Annotated in this window: 13 protein-coding genes; 8 read left to right on the forward strand and 5 right to left on the reverse strand. The window is 51.0% G+C overall.

The window, feature by feature from the left end:
- Window positions 1-60: 60 nt before the first annotated feature.
- Both V8L70_RS21570 and V8L70_RS21575 read right to left on the reverse strand, forming a co-directional pair.
- Window positions 61-885, reverse strand: a complete 825-nt coding sequence (locus tag V8L70_RS21570) for a hypothetical protein (RefSeq protein ID WP_336270570.1) — start codon at window positions 883-885, stop codon at window positions 61-63.
- An 89-nt stretch (window positions 886-974) separates the two neighbouring features.
- Window positions 975-1,376 (reverse strand): DUF2784 domain-containing protein, encoded by a 402-nt coding sequence (locus tag V8L70_RS21575; RefSeq protein WP_101146531.1) that lies wholly within the window; start codon window positions 1,374-1,376, stop codon window positions 975-977.
- A gap of 253 nt (window positions 1,377-1,629) precedes the next feature.
- Here V8L70_RS21575 and V8L70_RS21580 point away from each other — a divergent pair, with 253 nt between their 5' ends.
- The gene (locus tag V8L70_RS21580; RefSeq protein ID WP_101146532.1) at window positions 1,630-2,940 is read left to right on the forward strand and encodes a hypothetical protein; all 1,311 of its coding nucleotides are present in this window, start codon (window positions 1,630-1,632) and stop codon (window positions 2,938-2,940) included.
- A 23-nt stretch (window positions 2,941-2,963) separates the two neighbouring features.
- Window positions 2,964-5,123 carry a sensor domain-containing protein gene (locus tag V8L70_RS21585; RefSeq protein ID WP_157826493.1) on the forward strand — a complete coding sequence of 720 codons (2,160 nt, stop codon included), beginning with the start codon at window positions 2,964-2,966 and terminating at the stop codon, window positions 5,121-5,123.
- Between the two features lie 96 nt (window positions 5,124-5,219).
- On the opposite strand, the gene V8L70_RS21590 is transcribed toward V8L70_RS21585, so the two are convergent.
- Window positions 5,220-6,827 carry a methyl-accepting chemotaxis protein gene (locus V8L70_RS21590; protein WP_198556040.1) on the reverse strand — a complete coding sequence of 536 codons (1,608 nt, stop codon included), beginning with the start codon at window positions 6,825-6,827 and terminating at the stop codon, window positions 5,220-5,222.
- A gap of 409 nt (window positions 6,828-7,236) precedes the next feature.
- On the opposite strand from V8L70_RS21590, the gene V8L70_RS21595 reads away from it, so the two are divergent.
- From V8L70_RS21595 to V8L70_RS21610, 4 genes are all read left to right on the forward strand, one after another.
- Window positions 7,237-7,956: a Crp/Fnr family transcriptional regulator gene (locus tag V8L70_RS21595; protein WP_232774874.1), complete on the forward strand. Its 720-nt coding sequence runs from the start codon at window positions 7,237-7,239 to the stop codon at window positions 7,954-7,956.
- Window positions 7,957-8,256: 300 nt separating this feature from the next.
- The gene (locus V8L70_RS21600) at window positions 8,257-8,844 is read left to right on the forward strand and encodes an NAD(P)H-dependent oxidoreductase (RefSeq protein ID WP_101146537.1); all 588 of its coding nucleotides are present in this window, start codon (window positions 8,257-8,259) and stop codon (window positions 8,842-8,844) included.
- 209 nt (window positions 8,845-9,053) lie between these two features.
- Window positions 9,054-10,811, forward strand: coding sequence for a sensor domain-containing phosphodiesterase (locus tag V8L70_RS21605; RefSeq protein WP_101146538.1), 1,758 nt, complete (start codon window positions 9,054-9,056; stop codon window positions 10,809-10,811).
- 203 nt (window positions 10,812-11,014) lie between these two features.
- Window positions 11,015-11,242 carry a phosphatase PAP2 family protein gene (locus V8L70_RS21610; protein ID WP_232774875.1) on the forward strand — a complete coding sequence of 76 codons (228 nt, stop codon included), beginning with the start codon at window positions 11,015-11,017 and terminating at the stop codon, window positions 11,240-11,242.
- A gap of 223 nt (window positions 11,243-11,465) precedes the next feature.
- Here V8L70_RS21610 and V8L70_RS21615 read toward each other — a convergent pair whose 3' ends face one another.
- Window positions 11,466-12,206 (reverse strand): Crp/Fnr family transcriptional regulator, encoded by a 741-nt coding sequence (locus tag V8L70_RS21615; RefSeq protein ID WP_008956709.1) that lies wholly within the window; start codon window positions 12,204-12,206, stop codon window positions 11,466-11,468.
- 1,285 nt (window positions 12,207-13,491) lie between these two features.
- Here V8L70_RS21615 and V8L70_RS21620 point away from each other — a divergent pair.
- On the forward strand, window positions 13,492-14,211 hold the full coding sequence (locus tag V8L70_RS21620) for a Crp/Fnr family transcriptional regulator (protein WP_232774876.1): 720 nt from the start codon (window positions 13,492-13,494) through the stop codon (window positions 14,209-14,211).
- A 371-nt stretch (window positions 14,212-14,582) separates the two neighbouring features.
- On the opposite strand, the gene V8L70_RS21625 is transcribed toward V8L70_RS21620, so the two are convergent.
- Window positions 14,583-15,944, reverse strand: a complete 1,362-nt coding sequence (locus V8L70_RS21625; RefSeq protein ID WP_198556041.1) for a putative bifunctional diguanylate cyclase/phosphodiesterase — start codon at window positions 15,942-15,944, stop codon at window positions 14,583-14,585.
- Between the two features lie 799 nt (window positions 15,945-16,743).
- Here V8L70_RS21625 and V8L70_RS21630 point away from each other — a divergent pair.
- Window positions 16,744-17,466 (forward strand): Crp/Fnr family transcriptional regulator, encoded by a 723-nt coding sequence (locus tag V8L70_RS21630; RefSeq protein WP_008956712.1) that lies wholly within the window; start codon window positions 16,744-16,746, stop codon window positions 17,464-17,466.
- Window positions 17,467-17,776: the final 310 nt, after the last annotated feature.

The raw sequence follows: 17,776 nt of genomic DNA on the forward strand, positions 1-17,776 counted from the left end.
AGGGTTTCACCCATGGCGAGTGGTCCTCTTGAATCGTGTTCTGGCAGGAACATCCTGATTCTACAAGAGAAAACCACTCGCCATCTTCGTTTTCAGGTCGGCCTCATGAATAAGCTGGGGTAACAGCTCATGGGCCAATTTCATAAAATGGCCGCGATTATTGAGATTTGTCAACGCATCCCGCTCAGCGACTATCCGCAGTTGCTCTTCCAGTGCTTTTCGGTGCGCAATTTCGTTGTGCAACTGGTGATTTTGATCACGCTCTTCGTGAAGCAACGCATACTGCTTACGCTGCAGACTCTCCAAACGCAGCAAGGCAAAGAACCCCACCACGATTCCCATGATCAACAAAAGTGCGATGCGAAGCGCCGTTATCGGGGCAATCTCCGTAAACAGAACAGCAGCGACTAAAAAGCCAATATTTAAGTAGAGGCTGGCAAAAACCACCACGGTTAGCAGGCTGGGAATTAGAAGATAGAACGCCATAGTGGCGACTACCACCGCGGTGATTTGAGTGGAGAGACTTTCGGGGCGCAAGGGAATAATCAAAATGATACCCGTTGCTAATATCCACAATGGCAAGGCGTGCAACCAAGCTCGATAAAAGCGCCCTCTCCCGTACCTGACAATGAAGGCCACAAGCAGGCAAAGGCTTACCACTACAATGCGCATGGTAAGGAGCAGGTAAAACTTTCGGGTGAGACCGAGCAAGTAGTAATCCGAAATCGCAAACATACCAAAGACTAAGGTGGCAACACTCAGAGAAAGGCTGAACTCTAACCTAACGCTTTCCTGGATAGACTTGCGATACATCGACTCACTGTCAGCGTCGCAAAATTGGCCCGTTAACCAATGCACCTGGTTCCGCTTTTTTTGTAATGGCAAAGCCCCACACTCCCTGAGTAACGCGGTGATTTCTTTCGGGTTCACTAAGCAAAGCTACTCCACTAACCGGAACAGTCAACTGGAGTGAGTTAGCGAACACGCTTATGCGGCTTCACCACCAGCCAACTGGCCAACACCAAGCTGCCGAATAGCGAATAAACCACCACAAACACCCACGCCGGTAACGTGAAATAGAGCAAGCTATGCAGCCAGTGCTGAATAAATGACCCCGAATAGTTGCCAGCGCCCACCTCTGCTCTAAGCGCCATTTCCCAGGTGGTTAACGGACAAACAACACCTAACCAGGCTTGAACGACCACATAGCCAATCGCGCACAAATGCACGATGCGGAAAATGCGATTGCGCACCCACTGCCAGTTCAGAAAATAGCCCGCGTATACTGCGAATAAGCCGAGTACCACGAAGGTCACAAACAACACATGAAGTATGAGGATGGCGTCGGCTAGTAAAAGTAGCAGGGACGGTGGCATAGGGAATGGGCTATCTGGCACAAAACACCTCAACCTCTAACTGAAACATTTGTTTACATGAATACCAGCGCTCGTTAATAACATCCTATTTATAATACTTATCGCTCATTGCGCACTAGACTTACTCCTGTATAACAGCGCAATATTTTTGGTCACCGCCGACAAAAAGACCGCCTGTAAGGCCCTCCCAGCGTCTCCTCCCATTGGGGCAAAGCTTTACCCTCCCACCATAGCCCAAGGACAACAACAGCAGATGGCTCAGAGTAACCGTCGTCTCGCCATGCAGGCTTGGCTTTTGATTCTGCTCACTAGCAGCTTGCTGATCAGTGTCAGCAGCCTGCTGCTAGACCGCGTTGCACACCTTCCACTACCCCCACAGTGGCGTTTGAGCCCTGACGGCACCCTTGCCGTGCTGGTGGTAAGCGTCGGCCTACTGGCCCTGCTGAGCCACCAGCCACGCTGGCGACGTTTAGCTGGCGGCCTGATGCTCGCATTGGGTGGTTATAGCCTTGGCCACGATCTTCTCGCACCGGGAACGGACGACGGGCTTTCATGGCTCACCGGGCAGCCACGCCTGGACACGGTACCTGCGTTGCTGGTAGTGATTATGGGAACGAGTTGTTTCTTTTCTCCAACATCAGGGGGCACCCGGCGCGGTTATCGTTTGATCGGCTGGGCATCGATCATCATCGGCGTTACTACGTTGGCTTACCCACTGATCACCCAGACGCCACCCGACTCGGTGGCAGGCCTCACCTCCATGGGTAGCTTATTCTGCCTCCTGCTGGGTGCAGCTCTATTGATTATTGCCCATCAGCGCACCTATCCGACGCTGCCCCTGCCCCGCTCTGCCATTATCGTCGGTGTGTTAGGCGTCACGGTCAGTATCATGATCTGGCTGGCCAGCAGCTGGGTACAGTACAACGCCCGCCTCACCGCTGCCGATACGCTTGTAAACAATGTCGCCGATGGCATGGAGCAGCGAATTGAGTCAAAAGTAAAACAGGTTGAGCGCCTAACAGAGCGCTGGATGGCGTTAAGAGGCGAGGGTCGTAACGTCGTTCGCGAGCTCCAAGAAGTAGAGATGCGAACCTTTATGCGTGACGAGCCAAGCTTGCTGGCCATCGTTCACTTAGCCGATGACGCCCAAATACGATGGCGAGTGGGCCGCGAACCCGCAAACCTACTATGGATGATGGATCAGCTGACCGGCCCCGCGACACTGGGCTGGCTACGTCTACAAAATGAACTTCATCAGCGTATCAGCTGGCATTTTCCTGATCCCGAACGCAGCAGCCACGGTTTACTAGCGGTGACGCTCGATCGGGGACAGACCACCATGCTGGCTGCCATCGACTTAGCCGAGATCATCCAGTTGCAGCGTCACCTGGACACAAGTGGCTTCATCATCACTTATACCTCAAACGACCAAACGTGGGGCACGCTGTCTGCCAATGATTGGCACGGAGCGCTTATCCCGAGGGCGTTTGACTCTCACGAGGTGACGCGCTGCCCGGCGGGCCAACCTTCACGATTACAGCACTGGATGGACCGCTGTCACTGAGCAGCCTGCCCGGCGCTTTGCCGGTGATCTTTGGCCTGCTGGGGTTGGTGTTTTCTTATCAGTTGATTATCAGCCGTGCCCTAAGCGCCTTCCGCGATCAACAGGCCGCCACGTTGCAGCTCAATGAGCAGCGTTTTCGTTCACTGTTCACCCAGAACCCAGATGCGGTATTTGCCTATAACCGTGACGGCACCTACGAAAGCCTCAATCCGGTGACGGAAGCCATCGTGGGGCTCTCGGAAAGCGACTTATTGGGAAAACACTTCCGCTCAGTCGTCTGTGAACCAGCGTGTTCCAAGCAGGATGTAGAGCGTACGGAGACCGCTTTCAATCGCGCCATCAACGGACTCCCTAGCAGCTATACCATGCGCTTGATACGCGAAGGGGCTTCTCAAGATTTGGAAGTAACGATGGTGCCCATCGTGGTCGAGGGCGAGGTCAGCGGCGTTTTCGGTATTGCCAAGGACATCACCGATCGCGTTGCCGCCGAGGAGCGGCTGCTCATTTTGGAGCGAAGCCTTGAGGCGAGCGGCAACGGCGCCATGATCATTGACGTTCGTACGGATGAGAAACAGGTGGTTTATGTGAACCCCGCGTTCACGCATATCACCGGCTACCTAGAGCAAGAGGTGATCGGCCACGCACCGCTACTCCTCAGCGGCGCTGAAACGGATACTGCGGACACCGAGCAGATCCAAGCAGCGATCCAGCAAGGCACTAGCCTATCCACCACTGTGCGCACTTATCGTCGCGATGGCTCCCCCTTTTGGAACCAACTGCTTCTGTCGCCGGTGAAGGATGCCAATCAACAGGTTAGCCACTTCATCTGCATCATCAATGATATCTCCGAGCGTAAGGAGCAGGAGAGTCAGCTGGCTTATCAGGCTACCCACGACGTCTTGACCGGCCTTGGTAATCGAGCGCTATTCAGTGATCATTTGGTCCATGACGTCGAATTGGCGGCTCGCAATGGCCAAACGTTGGCCGTGCTGTTCGTTGATCTGGATGAGTTCAAACCTATCAACGATACGCTTGGTCACAATGTTGGTGATCAGCTCTTGATCAGCGTAGCAGAGAAGCTGCAGCAGGGGTTGCGGGCCAGTGATACCCTCGCCCGTTTGGGTGGCGATGAGTTCGTGCTGCTGCTGCCCGACTTGAGTCACCCCGATGAAGCCGAAGAAGTGGCTGGCCGGCTGTTGGATGCACTCAATAAACCCCACCGGGTCAGCGGCCACGAGCTCCACGTATCGGCCAGCATTGGTATCGCCGTAAATCGCGGCGGGATTGATGAACCCGAGCGTCTGCTTCAGCACGCGGACATGGCCATGTACAAAGCCAAGCAGCAAGGCCGTAATACCTACGAGGTGTATACGGATGATCTCGACAGAAAGCTCAGTCAGCGCGTTACCCTGCGCAGCGAGCTACAGGAAGCCATCGAGCACGGCCATCTCAATCTGCATTACCAGCCCCTGATTAACCGAGAAGGGGATGTCGACGGACTGGAAGCGTTGGTTCGCTGGTACCACCCGACCAAAGGCTTTATCTCGCCAGCGACGTTTATTCCCATTGCGGAGGAGACCGGTCAGATCATTCCGCTAAGCCGCTGGGTGATGCGGCAGGCCTGTAAAGACGCCCAACAGCTGGTGGCACAAGGCTTATTAAAAGGACGCATGGCGGTCAACCTGTCGCCCCTCCAGTTTCACCGCCCCAACTTCCTCAGCACGTTGCGCAACGTACTGAACGAGACGCACCTTGCACCTGAGCATCTGGAGCTGGAACTGACCGAAGGCATCCTGATGCGTGATGCCGACGGCGCCATCGATATCCTCCACGCCCTAAGCGGCATGGGGGTCAGTACCGCCATCGACGACTTCGGCACTGGTTTTTCCAGCTTGAGTTACCTGCGCGACCTACCCATCGACAAGATCAAGATCGACCGCAGCTTCGTGCAGGATGCTGCCAAGAGTGACAAGAACGCCGCTATCTGCCAGGGCGTTATCACCTTGGCGCTGGAGCTTGACCTGAGGGTGGTTGCCGAAGGTATCGAAACGGTAGAACAGCACGACTACTTGATGTCGCTAGGCTGCGAGGTTTTCCAAGGCTACCTGTTTGCCAAACCGATGCCACTGGAAAGCCTCATCACATGGCTCACGCAAAAAGCACAGATGACAGACAACGCATAACGGCAACATCAAGGTGATTATCCTGTGGGACCACCCTGATGTTGAGCCTTTAATGGTTTTCGTTATATGAGCCTGCTGGCCCGCTTTAGATTGTCATTAGCTTGCCGCGGTGGGTACCTCTGCACTCAGCTGTTTTTGAGGCAGCGACGGAGTCGACGATGCAGCGCCTTCTCTGAGTTGGAAGGTGCCAACAAGATCTGACAGGCGGACGGCCTCGTCTTGCAGTGATGCCGCCGCGGTACTGGTCTGCTCGACCAGAGAGACGTTTTGCTGGGTTGCACTGTCCATCTGATTGACCGCTATCGATACTTGGCTGATACCACTCTCCTGCTCTTGCACGGCATCCTGGATCGTCTGCATCATAGTCGTGACCTTCTGAATGGCCTGCATAGTGGCGTCCATTTCCTCTTGAGTCTGGCCCGACTGCTCGGCTCCGGCGGTAATATTTTGAGTGATTTCCAAAATAATGGTACGAATCTCCTTGGAGGCTTCGGCAGAATTGCCTGCGAGCTTGCGCACCTCTCCTGCTACCACAGCGAAGCCGCGGCCATGCTCACCGGCTCGGGCAGCCTCGACTGATGCATTCAGGGCCAGGATATTGGTCTGGAAGGCGATCTCTTCGATAGTGCCGATGATGTCCTGCACTCGTCGTGAACTGGCTTGCATGGTTTCCATCAACTGGGAGGTGCGGGTAACGGCTTCACGAGACTCCTTCGCTTTACCGACCGCCTCTTCACTGAGTTGGTTGGCCGAGGTAGCGGAATCACTGGTCTGGCGAACAGTTGAGTTAATCTGCTCCATGCTGGTTGCCGTTTCCTGCAACGCAGAGGCCTGCTCTTCGGTACGAGTCGCCAGGTCCTCGCTACCCGCCGCTATCTCACGGGAACTGAGCGCCACTTGGTCCCCGCTCTGACGCAACAAGCCGATGATATCGACGAGGCGGGCTTGCATCTCCTGAAGCGCCTGGTTCAGGCTGCTGATCTCGTTCTGGCCGCGTACCTCGAATTGATTGGTGAGATCCCCTTTGGCAATTTGTGCGCAGATCTTGCCAGCATGACGCAGTGGCGCCACGAGTAGTTTCTGAATGCCGACATAAGCACCAATGGTCAGCAGAATAGCCACCAGCAAGAGCACTGCAGTCAGGACAATGGTTTGCTGAACGTTACTCGCCGCATCCGCCTGCATTTCGGCAGCGCGCTCCGCAGCGTAACCTGCAAATGCACGCACACTGCCCGAAAATTCCGCACCGAGTGCGTTGAGCCGTTGGCGCTCCTGGCGCATGGTCTCGACATCACCAACTTCGATGACATCGATCAGCCCAGGGGTGACGAGCTTTTCAAAGCCGTCAATCACGGCCTTGAAGTAGGAAAAACGACGCTGTGAGGCATCAACATTGATATCACGAAACTCTTCAAACCTGACCATGCTACGATCCAGGCTTTCTTGCGTTTGATTGAGCGCGGTTGCTGCCATCTCATCATCGCCAAGCCGCGAAAACTCCTCATAACGCAACATACGCAGCCGCAACTCCAGAAGGTTGGAATCCATGCGGTTTGCGGTGTTGGCTTGTTCGACGCTGATTTCAGCCAGCTCATTGATATTACTTTTAGAAGCTAACCCGCCGAGAATAGACACCGCGCCGATAATCGCTGTCATACTGACCATCATTAGCAATAGCGTGGTCAGTAAGGTTTTTAATGTCACGTTTCTCATTTTTTTCCCATTTTATGCACGTTATTTTTTTACCTAACCCCGTCCCGAGAAAACCTAATTTTTCCAAGGATATTTATGGCATCGACTTTTCTTTAAATTTCTTTAGGTTCAACGCCTCATTGAGTCGACTGCAACACCTGCCTATACAAACCATGAAGATTGACCGCAGCTTTATCAACGAATTAGAGAAGCCGAATAGCAAGGGCTCATGTACGCCTGTACCAAGGTTACGGCTGGAAGAGTACATTTCTCTCATGGTTAATTTTTACTTTCAGCAGTGCGCACTAACCAATATTGTGCAGGAAATCCCTCTTTTTCTTCTCTTAATGCCTGCCATACTGCCTTGAGCTATATATAAGAAATAACTGTAAGTACACTCACTAGATAGAGGAGAGAGACATTGATTACTTCATTGGTTAACAAATTAAGCTACTACATGACTCTCTCCAAAGAGGAAATACAGGTAATGGAAACGGCGGGCACCCGAAGCATCGCTGTGCAGAAAGGAGACGTTATCATTAAGGAAGGCGAGCGGCCTGAAAACGTCTATCTCATAGAAAAGGGGTGGGCATGTCGCTACAAGCTTTTGGAAAATGGCGATAATCACATTATGGCCTTCCTGATTCCGGGCGATCTATGTGATGTGCATATCACCATTCTCGAAGAAATGGATCACTCAATACGCGCGCTTACCCCAGTGACAATGCACAAATTTCCAGCGGTTGAGATACGTAATATAATGGAAAACCACCACCGACTGGCGCGAGCGCTTTTCTGGTCAACGCTGGTGGATGAAGCCGTTTTACGTGAATGGCTGGTTAATATGGGAACTCGGCCGGCCGAGGCGCGCTTGGCACATATTTTTTGTGAGATGCTGATACGCACTCGAATGGCTGGGCGTGCTGAAGATGATAATATTGAATTTCCACTGACCCAGGCGGAACTCAGTGAGTCGATGGGGCTAACCCAGGTACATATCAACCGCGTTCTTCAAAAGCTGCGCCACGAAGGCCTAGTGAAACTGGAAAAGAAACGCTTGACGATCCTAGACTGGGATCGGTTAAAGCAATTTTCGCAATTTGACCCGACTTACCTGCATTGCCAGAACGTACCTGAATAGGCCTCACGGAAGAGGGCCTTAACGTTACTCTAGACATTAAGTTGGAAGAAGTTTGTAAATTCGGCCAACAGTAATCTTTTAGTACTTGTGCTTACACACCTAAACCCATCTAGCATCCCTTATTAAATAACTGTGTCCAGATAAGCAGCAAAAGTCTGATTAAGAACCGCCTAACAAAGGCACCCTCTTACGCTGTTCGGCAAGAACGACACATGCAATCGAATACACCTGAATCTCTCTCCTTGTGCCTATACTGAATGCAACCTCTTATCACTCTGCTTGCAGCGAGAACCCACCCACATGAGCCAGCGAATTCTGATCCTGCAGGGCCACCCCGATGCCAGCAAGGCGCACCTTTGCCATTCTCTTGCAGATCACTACTGCAAAGGTGCCCAGGCTAACGGCCATGAGATACGCCTGACCGACCTCGCCTCCCTGGAATTCCCGCTGCTACGCAGCCAGCAGGAGTGGCAAACGACCCCTCTGCCCGCTTCACTGACGGCGGCGCAGAAATCCATCGACTGGTGCCAGCACCTAGTACTGATCTTTCCACTGTGGCTTGGCGACATGCCGGCTCTGGTCAAAGCGTTCTTGGAACAAGTGCTGCGCCCAGGCTTCGCCTTCGAGTACGTGAAAGGCAACCCGCTGGGAAAAAAGGGACTGACCGGACGCTCGGCACGGCTAGTGGTGACCATGGGCATGCCAGCAGTGATCTATCGTCATCTCTACCGGGCTCACAGCGTCAAATCGCTGGAGCGCAATATCCTCGGCTTTGTCGGCTTCTCGCCGGTACGTGAGACACTGATCGGTAGCGTGGAGACAATGAACGAGCAGAAACGCAATGAGTGGTTCTTCAAGTTGCATGAGCTCGGGGCAAAAGCCAAATGAGACCGGCAGTGAAGATGTCACTTCCGAAGCCAGGATATCTTCTGATCCAGCTCATGGGGTAAATTCTGCACCTGACGATCTCGTAACCATTAATGGCCCTAATGTAAAAAGCTTAAAAAAGTGTATTTTATCAAACAATGACATTCACATTTGATTAGTATAATCATTACTCAAGGATCAATATTCTCCACAGGGTAGTGCAACGCATAATGAATACCCAAGAACAGGATCGTTTGTTCGCACTCCGACAGTTAAATCTGCTGGATACCTCTCCCAGTGAAAGCTTTGACCGGATCACAAGGATGGCCAGTCAGCTTTTCGGTTTGCCAATCGCAGCCGTGTCGCTTACAGATGCAAACCGTCAGTGGTTTAAGTCTAGGGTAGGCGTTGATCATTGGGAGATACCCCGTGAAACAGCGCCCTGCGCAGATGTCTGTAACTCCTCTAAAATCCTTATCATCCCGGATCTTCTCGCCTCGGACTGCTACCGGAATAGCTATTTAGCAAACTCAGGCATTCGTTTCTACGCGGGTGCACCGCTAGTGACGCGAGAGGGCCATACCTTGGGCGCGATGTGCGTTCTGGGCACTCAACCACGTGAGGTGTCTGAGCAAGAGCAAGCGACGCTCTACGATCTGGCTGCCATGGTAATGGCACAGATTGAATTGCAGCATGCTTTCGGCCGAATCGACCCGATGACGGGCCTTTCCAACCGTCATCAGTTTGCCGAAGACCTGCAAGACATGGAGCGAGATGCACCGAACGGACGAAGGGTTGCGTTATTTACCGAGGTGGTCGATGCCAATGAATTAAGTACGCTTCACCGTAACATGGGCCCCGCTTTTCTTGATGAGCTGGCACGGATTGCCGCTCGTTGCCTTCAACAGACCATCGGTTCAGCATCAACGCTCTATTACCTGGGCGGATGTCAATTCGTGCATCTGGTGAACCAAGCGAGTGATGCTGATCTGCTGGAAGAGGCTATTCGTTTACGCCAAGCGCTGCTCGCACTCGAATCCACCCGCGACGTTCCAGTATTGATACACCCCATCACGGGCATCGCTCCCTTTTGTCTGGGCGAAGTTAAAGCCGCGGATGTCTTGCGAACCGCTCATGCCGCTTGCCTGGATGCTCGCCAGGCTGGAGAAGTTGCCGGGCTCTTTTCATTGGCCTTGGATGCCCATTATCAACGGCGCTTTACCCTGCTGGGCGACATCGGCCGGGCACTAGAAAATGAGGATGAGCTTTACCTGGTTTTCCAACCACGTGTCTCCCTTGGCAGCGGCGAGTGTTTAGGAGCGGAAGCCCTGTTGCGGTGGCATCACCCAACCTTGGGAGAGGTATCGCCTGGCGAGTTTATTCCACTGATCGAAAATACCCCCATGGCAAAACCATTAACGCAGTGGGTGTTGCGTCACGCCATTCGTCAGGCGAAGGCTTGGCATCAACAAGGAGAAACACTCCAGATTTCGATCAATGTATCAGCGACCAACCTTGAGGAGGAGGATTTTGCCGTTCGGCTTTTGGATGAAATGGCGCGCATGTCACTTCCGAGTACCGCTATAGAAGTAGAACTTACCGAAAGCGCTCTGATTGGACAGGGACAGGTAGCGGCCAACCAGCTTAAGGCATTAATAGCGGCAGGATTGCGAATCGCTATTGACGATTTTGGTACCGGCTATAGCAGTCTCTCCTATCTGCATGAGATTCCTGCCCACACCGTAAAAATAGACCGCCGCTTTATCACCGAGCTTGGTCAGGACGCGCGCACCGAGACGCTGGTTAATTCCATGATTTCAATGGCCCATGACCTAGGCTACCGAGTGGTAGCCGAAGGAATAGAAAACGATATCTCCTACCGCCGCCTCATGGAACTAGGCTGCGACGAAGCCCAGGGATATTTTATCGCTAAACCACTATTGCCTTTGGTATTCGAAAAGTGGCTACATGACAGAACAGTTCAATAATGCTAATTGCCTGAGCCTCTCCAGTGGATTTGGACTCCCTCGGGTATCGTCGTTATTGCTGCGGTTCATTCTTCAAATGGCCACTTTCAGGTGAAAGAGCCTTAAGTTGGCAAGGAGCTCGATGCCAAGAGCTGGCTGCTGTTTAGCGAGGACCCAGCTGAGGATGGCCCAGTTGTTATTCGCATTGATCGTATCGAAGGTGAATGGGTTTTGATCGCCCTCGTCCGGACCTCGTGCCGCATGAAGCCATGGTCTACACCGCGAGCTTTCCCAGCGGCCACTCAATGATGTCTGCCGTGACCTACCTCACCCTGGCCGCGCTACTCACCCGCGTGCAGCCCGCGCTGAGGCTGAAGGCATACCTTTTGATTCTGGCGATATTACTGCCCCTGCTGGTAGGCATAAGCCGCGTCTATCTCGGAGTGCATTGACCGACCGATGTGCTTGCCGGCTGGACGGCTGGGGCAAGCTGGGCAGCGCTGTGCTGGATCGTGATGCGCTGGATGCAGCGACGTGGGCAGGTAGAGACAGAAGTTAGCGGGTTGGGCACTGAATAACGTGGTTCAAGCGGAGATGGGTAGCTTAATGGGTGTTGCCCTGCCGTCTGGAAGCGATGAAAACTGATTCGCCATGACGGCGCATAAGTCCCTGGGCCTAGTGTGGTTCTTCCACTAAGTACAGATAAAGAGAGTCGAACTCTCCCGCTTCCTTTAACTTTTCCCAATCAGGTACGGTTATCTGATTTTTATTACTGTGAATTAACCCATCTGCACGAAGCGCCTGGAGCACCCTATTCACATGGATAGGCGTCAGGCCTGTCGAATCCCCTAACTCCGCCTGGGTAACGGGCATAACGAACGTTGCCTCTTTAGCCAACCCTACCGCCTTAAGTCGTACCATCAGCTCGCAGAGAAGGTGGGCAATGCGACTGTACCCTTGGCGTTGCCCAGTGTTTAACAGCCACTCCCGTGTGATAGAGGCGCATACCAAGGTCTCACGCCAGAAAGCGGCGTAAAGTCGTGGATTATGCTCACAGATGTTGTGCATATCATCGTGTTCAATAAAGCCAAGCAGGCAAGGAGTAATCGAGGCAATATTCATATCCAAATACGGCAAATGCAAGCTTTGCAAATCAGGGATATCGCCCGGTATAAAAAGCGACATTATTTGACGTTTTCCTTCAGCAGTCAGCTTATAAGAACACGTAAACCCCTCAATAATAAGGCAGCATTTAGTAGGCTGATCGCTTACTTTTGATATGTCTTGTCCTGAACGAAGGGCCATTGTTTTAATCGGTAAGTTACTTATTGCCTCTTTCTCCTTATCGGTGAGAAGAAAGATACTTTCTAACTTACGGGTCATAAGGAGGTTAGGCGTGAGGAGAATGGTTTTCATAGAGGGCTCCATAATTTGCAGCTATGAAGCCGAATGCAACATTTTGCCTGCACGTCTTTCGACATTAAATATCAACAACAAGGATGGACTCCAGAGAGGAGAATAGATAGCGCTAATTTTAAATCGCTACTGGAAAGCGTTTTATGGAGAGTGCCCCACCCTTGACGCTTTAAGCTCCCTTCCATTTTAAAATACCAACCGCGGGTGTGGCGATTGTCATGCTAAATGGGCATTCCTGGCGTCACCTTGTGATCGTAATATCTACTATTGCCGGTATAGGCTGGGCATTGCCTTCTGTATGTGTAAGCGATCTCAAACACCAAAAATAAAAACGCCCCATCTAAGGGGCATATATTTATCTGACAGTGCTGGCTTGTGGCCGCCCATCCTGAGCGAGTTAATGTTTTCGAGCAGATGTCTGCTGTCAGAGCACAAGATTGATACATATTAACTAAGTAAGCAATGCTTTATTTAATAAAAAGGTATTAGTTTAATTAAAGTTAAAACCCAACACCAAAAAATCACTTACGTGGTTTATGTCTTTAAACTTTACTGACCTAACAGAACATGATTGATGAAATATTCGCCTTCACAGTCTCATACCCACATTACCGATAGAACATTTCGTTCTCATTTGGTGGCCTAACGGCAGCTGTTAACGGCTGATTACTCATTTCTGTACTGCATCTGTATTCGCTGCATTGCAGTGCAGGCAACAGAACACATAAGCGGGCGGTCGTCATTATGGACAAACGACGTCCTAGGCTGAGCCTTCGTTATCCGCCCAAAACGGACGTTCAGGCCATTCTGATATAACGTTCGCCATTACCGGCGCGCAAATGCGAAGTGCAGCTCAACGTTTACGTATTCAAGTGATTGTAGTTGTAATGTGCGTGCTGCATCCTCGCCCTCTTGCAGCCTTTAATACCATGCCTTCAGCTCAGGGAAGTCCACATTGTTCGGCAGCGAATTATCTTCGAACCAGGCTCAATGAATGGATCCTAATAGGCCTCGACAGTTCTGCTCGGTTGATTGGCAATCCATGAATCGTAAACGCTGGATTCGTCCCAATAGTGATGCATGTGAATGAAAGGAAACCATGTACACCTTGATCAAGGTTATGGTTGGAGGAGTACATTTTTCTCATGGTTAATTTTTACTTTCAGCAGTGCGACCTAACCAATATCTTGTAAGAAATTCCTTTTTCTCCCCCCTTCAGGCCTGCCATACTGCCTTGAGTCAAAAGAGATAATTGTAAGTACACCTACCAGATAGAGGAGAGACATTGATTACTTCATTGGTCAATAAATTGAGCTACTACATGACTCTCTCCAAAGAAGAAAAAAGGGTGCTGGAAACGGCGGGTACCCGAAGCATCGCTGTGGAGAAAGGAGACGTTATTATTAACGAAGGCGAGCGGCCTGAAAACGTCTATCTCATAGAAAAGGGGTGGGCATGTCGCTACAAGCTTTTGGAAAATGGTGAGAATCACATCATGGCTTTCCTGATTCCAGGTGATCTATGTGATGTGCATATCACCATTCTTGAAGAAATGGATCACTCAATACGCGCGCTTACCCCAGTAACAATGCACAAATTTCCAGCGGATGAGATACGCAATATCATGGAAAACCACCACCGACTGGCGCGAGCGCTTTTCTGGTCAACGCTGGTAGATGAAGCTGTTTTACGTGAATGGCTGGTTAATATGGGAACTCGGTCAGCCGAGGCGCGCTTGGCACATATTTTTTGTGAGATGCTGATACGTACTCGAATGGCTGGGCGTGCTGAAGATGATAATATTGAATTTCCACTGACCCAGGCGGAACTCAGTGAGTCGATGGGGCTAACCCAGGTACATATCAACCGCGTTCTTCAAAAGCTGCGCCACGAAGGCCTAGTAAAACTGGAAAAGAAACGCTTGACGATTCTTGACTGGGATCGGTTAAAGCAATTTTCACAATTTGACCCAACTTACCTGCATTGCCAAAACGTACCTGGATAGTCCTCACTGAAGAAGCCTTAAAGTTGCTGCTGTACTGATATACCGTGGGTATTCGCTGTTCGCTGCCACTTTAGTGATCTATAGAGGTTCCTAATCGCGACAAACAGCTTCTTTTTTATCCTAAGCAGTTGTTATCCAGCAAATGGGTGACCCCACGGTTAGCAACCGGATCCCAGACACCGCTTAACCTTTCTCTACCGTCTGTCCCAGCTATGCTCGATACTTCCTAACTGAGATTTCATTGATCTTAGTTTTCCAGCAACAGGTACCCTTTATGCAGTATTTCATTAAAAGCGCAGATATTGATGACGCCGTTATAATAAAAAAATTGAGGGGTTAACTTAAATTAGCAGAGAAGAAAAGATTATTAATTATGTTCCACTTCTCCATCTCAGACGTTCAGAACGGAGTAACGTACTAAAGTCTTCTGCCAAAAGCGGCCTACTAAACAAAAATCCTTGAGCACCATCGCAGGCTTGTAACTTAAGATGTTCCAACTGTGCCTGGGTCTCGACGCCCTTAGCGATAATGCGCAACGATAAATTTTGGCCAAAGTTGATGAGTGCGTTGATGAAAATGGCATTTTCCGGTTTATCAAGCATATCCTGAACAAAACAGGAGGCGATATTGACCGTATCGATAGGAAAACATTTCAAGTATCTCAGGCTGGCCTTGCCCGCTCCGAAGTCGTCGATAGCAATGCGTATCCCTAAGTGGCTCAACGCCACTAGTGTCGAAGTAGTAGTGTCGTTTTGATTATGCAAGAGACTGCTTTCGGTTACCTCTAATTCTAAAAAGTGTGTTTCTAACCCAGTCTCGGCCAATATCTCGGCAATTCGAACGGGCAATGTATTATCTCGCAGTTCAATGGCGGAAATATTCACCGCGATAGGCACGATATTGACGCCTTCAGCTCGCCACGCCTGTAGACGATGGCAGACCTCACGCAGCACCCGGTGACCAATGGGAACGATAAGTCCGCTAGTTTCCGCGACAGGTAGAAACGCCATGGGTGCCATATTGCCAACAGTTGGATTGCGGCAGCGCACCAGCGCTTCAGCACTAACCCAGTCACCGGTAGTTACATCTACCCTGGGTTGGAAATTTAGAAAGGGAGACTCTTCCTTCAAGGCCTGATGAAGTTGAGACTCAATATGGGTACGTTGGTCTCTCGTGTCATTCATGTCGGCCTTGAACAGTTGGTAGGTGTTACAACCGCTATTTTTCGCCTGATACATGGCCGTGTCAGCATTATTGAGCAACGTACGGTCATTGGTTCCGTGGTCGGGATAGAGGCTGATCCCGATACTGGCGGTAATACGCAACTCATGGTTACCGATTTGATGCGGCGCGGCTAACGCGCCAAGTATTTTCTCTGCAATTCTGACTGCATCCTGAGGCTTTTCAATTTCACTCAATAGCACCACGAACTCGTCGCCCCCCTGACGGCATATCGTGTCTGTGTCGCGGATACAGTCGCTGAGGCGAACAGCAACTGACTTTAAAAGACAGTCGCCTACTGCATGGCCAAGTGAGTCGTTGATGGGCTTGAAGTCGTCAAGGTCTAGATATATCAGAGCGACCTGATGCTGATGCCGCTTCGCCAAACCGATGGCTCGGGAAAGTCTTTCTAAAAGCAGGATGCGATTGGGCAAGCCAGTGAGTGAATCATGCTGCGCCAGATAGGCAAGCTTTAGCGATTGGGTGGGCGAATGGCAGGCATCATGAAACACGATCACCGCCCCCTGAGATCGCCATTACGATCATGGATGGGCGCTGCTGAGTCCTCTATCTCTAACTGACTACCATCTTGGCGAATCAGAATGCAATCCATGGCGAGCCCGACAGCGCGGTTCTCTTCCATGGCACGTTGGGCCGGGCTGCTAGCCGTCTTTAGTGTGTGCCCATCGACAAGCTTGAAGACCTGAGCTAAAGGCTTGCCGAGCGCATCAATGATCGACCATAACTCATAAGACCCAATGAGGCATATATGTGTCAGGTTCGAGAAAATTACCGTCGTTTATCAACATTAAGGGAGCCACATGCTTCAGCTCTGCGCGCTACCGTACGTATCGCATAATTTAAAATGAAACTATATAACACTCAGCAAAAACAAGAGGATTTAATAAGAGTAGCGGCGCGTTCCTTGCGAGGTCGAACTGGAAGATCTTACGTTAGCGGCGCCGCTTGCTCCTTGCAGCGCATAGTGCAACAACCTGTTGTATAGGCAAATCCATCGAAGCTCTAAGAATGAAACTAAAGGGTAAATAACCACATGACCATGCGTTGGCGCACACAGCGTGAGAAATTCACCCAGCGTGAACGCTTTCCAGCGGTCACTGACGGCTCCTCTACCTGTCCGAAAACTTTATGTGCGTTAGCATACAGTCCTGTGCTCCCGATATTCTATACTTATCTACGTGTATGTGAATCGGCGTACATCACCGTATAAAAATACCTATAACACATGCTCCCCAGTGCTAGTTTAAACAAGACTGCATGACGCTTGAGATAATGAGAGAGGGGTATTCAATGCTTGAACCGCGTGATTTTCAACAAAACGCGTTGCTTAGCCGACTGCCGGAAGAAGAACTGAATCGCCTATTGCCTGATCTCGAAAAGGTGACGCTGACATTGGGCCAATCGCTGGGGGAGTCCGGAGAGCTGATGAGCCATGTCTACTTTCCGGTTGATTCCATTGTTTCATTGCTTTATGTAATGGAGAACGGTGCTTCAACAGAGATTGCCGTTGTAGGCCATGAAGGCATTGTAGGCGTGTCGCTCTTTATGGGCGGTGAGACTACACCCAACCGAGCGGTCGTACAGAGTGCCGGGCACGCTTATCGTCTTAAGGGTAACTTGCTCAAAAACGAATTCTACCGCGCTGGTCCGATGCAACGGTTGCTGCTGCGCTACACCCAAGCCTTGCTAACGCAGATGGCACAGACGGCGGTATGCAATCGTCATCACAGCCTCGATCAGCAGCTATGTCGCTGGCTGCTGCTCAGCATTGATCGGTTACCTGGCAAGACATTAAACATGACTCAGGAATTGATCTCCAATATGCTCGGTGTTCGTCGCGAAGGGGTGTCTGAGTCGGCGGGTAAACTTCAGAAATCCGGTTTGATCTCCTATAGTCGTGGATGTATCACTGTAATAGACCGGGCTGGGCTAGAAGAGCGTGTCTGTGAATGCTATGCGGTCGTCAAGGAAGAGTACGACCGCCTGCTGAGCCACGAGAACGTAACAACGTAATTTAAGCCCCTAAATCAAGGCAACAAGCCTAACCGCAAAAATGTATTAGCGCGTTGTGTACGCTAGCGAGCCGACGCGTGAAGTATCCATTGTTATTATGTAAAACTAACGTTAGAAGTTTTTCTAATGATGGTTTTGCAGCCGACATTGAAATGATTATTACCTTCATTGTGCCGATTGCCAGGTTCTTTGCGTATTCCGGCGAACGTGACCGGTCATTCCGGTGATCGTGACCGATTTGCACACGGCCTTCACGCTGGAGAGAGTTTTGTACGCTGAGCGGTCACGATGGGTCAACCGATTCCGTTTT

Origin of the sequence: Vreelandella arctica (assembly GCF_037070215.1) — a bacterium.
Taxonomy (GTDB): Bacteria; Pseudomonadota; Gammaproteobacteria; order Pseudomonadales; family Halomonadaceae; genus Vreelandella; species Vreelandella arctica.

Excerpts from the sequence above, each read along its gene's own strand:
- V8L70_RS21575 (WP_101146531.1), bottom strand. The coding sequence starts at position 1,376 with ATGCCACCGTCCCTGCTACTTTTACTAGCCGACGCCATCCTCATACTT.
- V8L70_RS21580 (WP_101146532.1), top strand. The coding sequence starts at position 1,630 with ATGGCTCAGAGTAACCGTCGTCTCGCCATGCAGGCTTGGCTTTTGATT.
- V8L70_RS21600 (WP_101146537.1), top strand. The coding sequence starts at position 8,257 with ATGAGCCAGCGAATTCTGATCCTGCAGGGCCACCCCGATGCCAGCAAG.
- V8L70_RS21605 (WP_101146538.1), top strand. The coding sequence starts at position 9,054 with ATGAATACCCAAGAACAGGATCGTTTGTTCGCACTCCGACAGTTAAAT.
- V8L70_RS21610 (WP_232774875.1), top strand. The coding sequence starts at position 11,015 with ATGGGTTTTGATCGCCCTCGTCCGGACCTCGTGCCGCATGAAGCCATG.
- V8L70_RS21615 (WP_008956709.1), bottom strand. The coding sequence starts at position 12,206 with ATGAAAACCATTCTCCTCACGCCTAACCTCCTTATGACCCGTAAGTTA.
- V8L70_RS21630 (WP_008956712.1), top strand. The coding sequence starts at position 16,744 with ATGCTTGAACCGCGTGATTTTCAACAAAACGCGTTGCTTAGCCGACTG.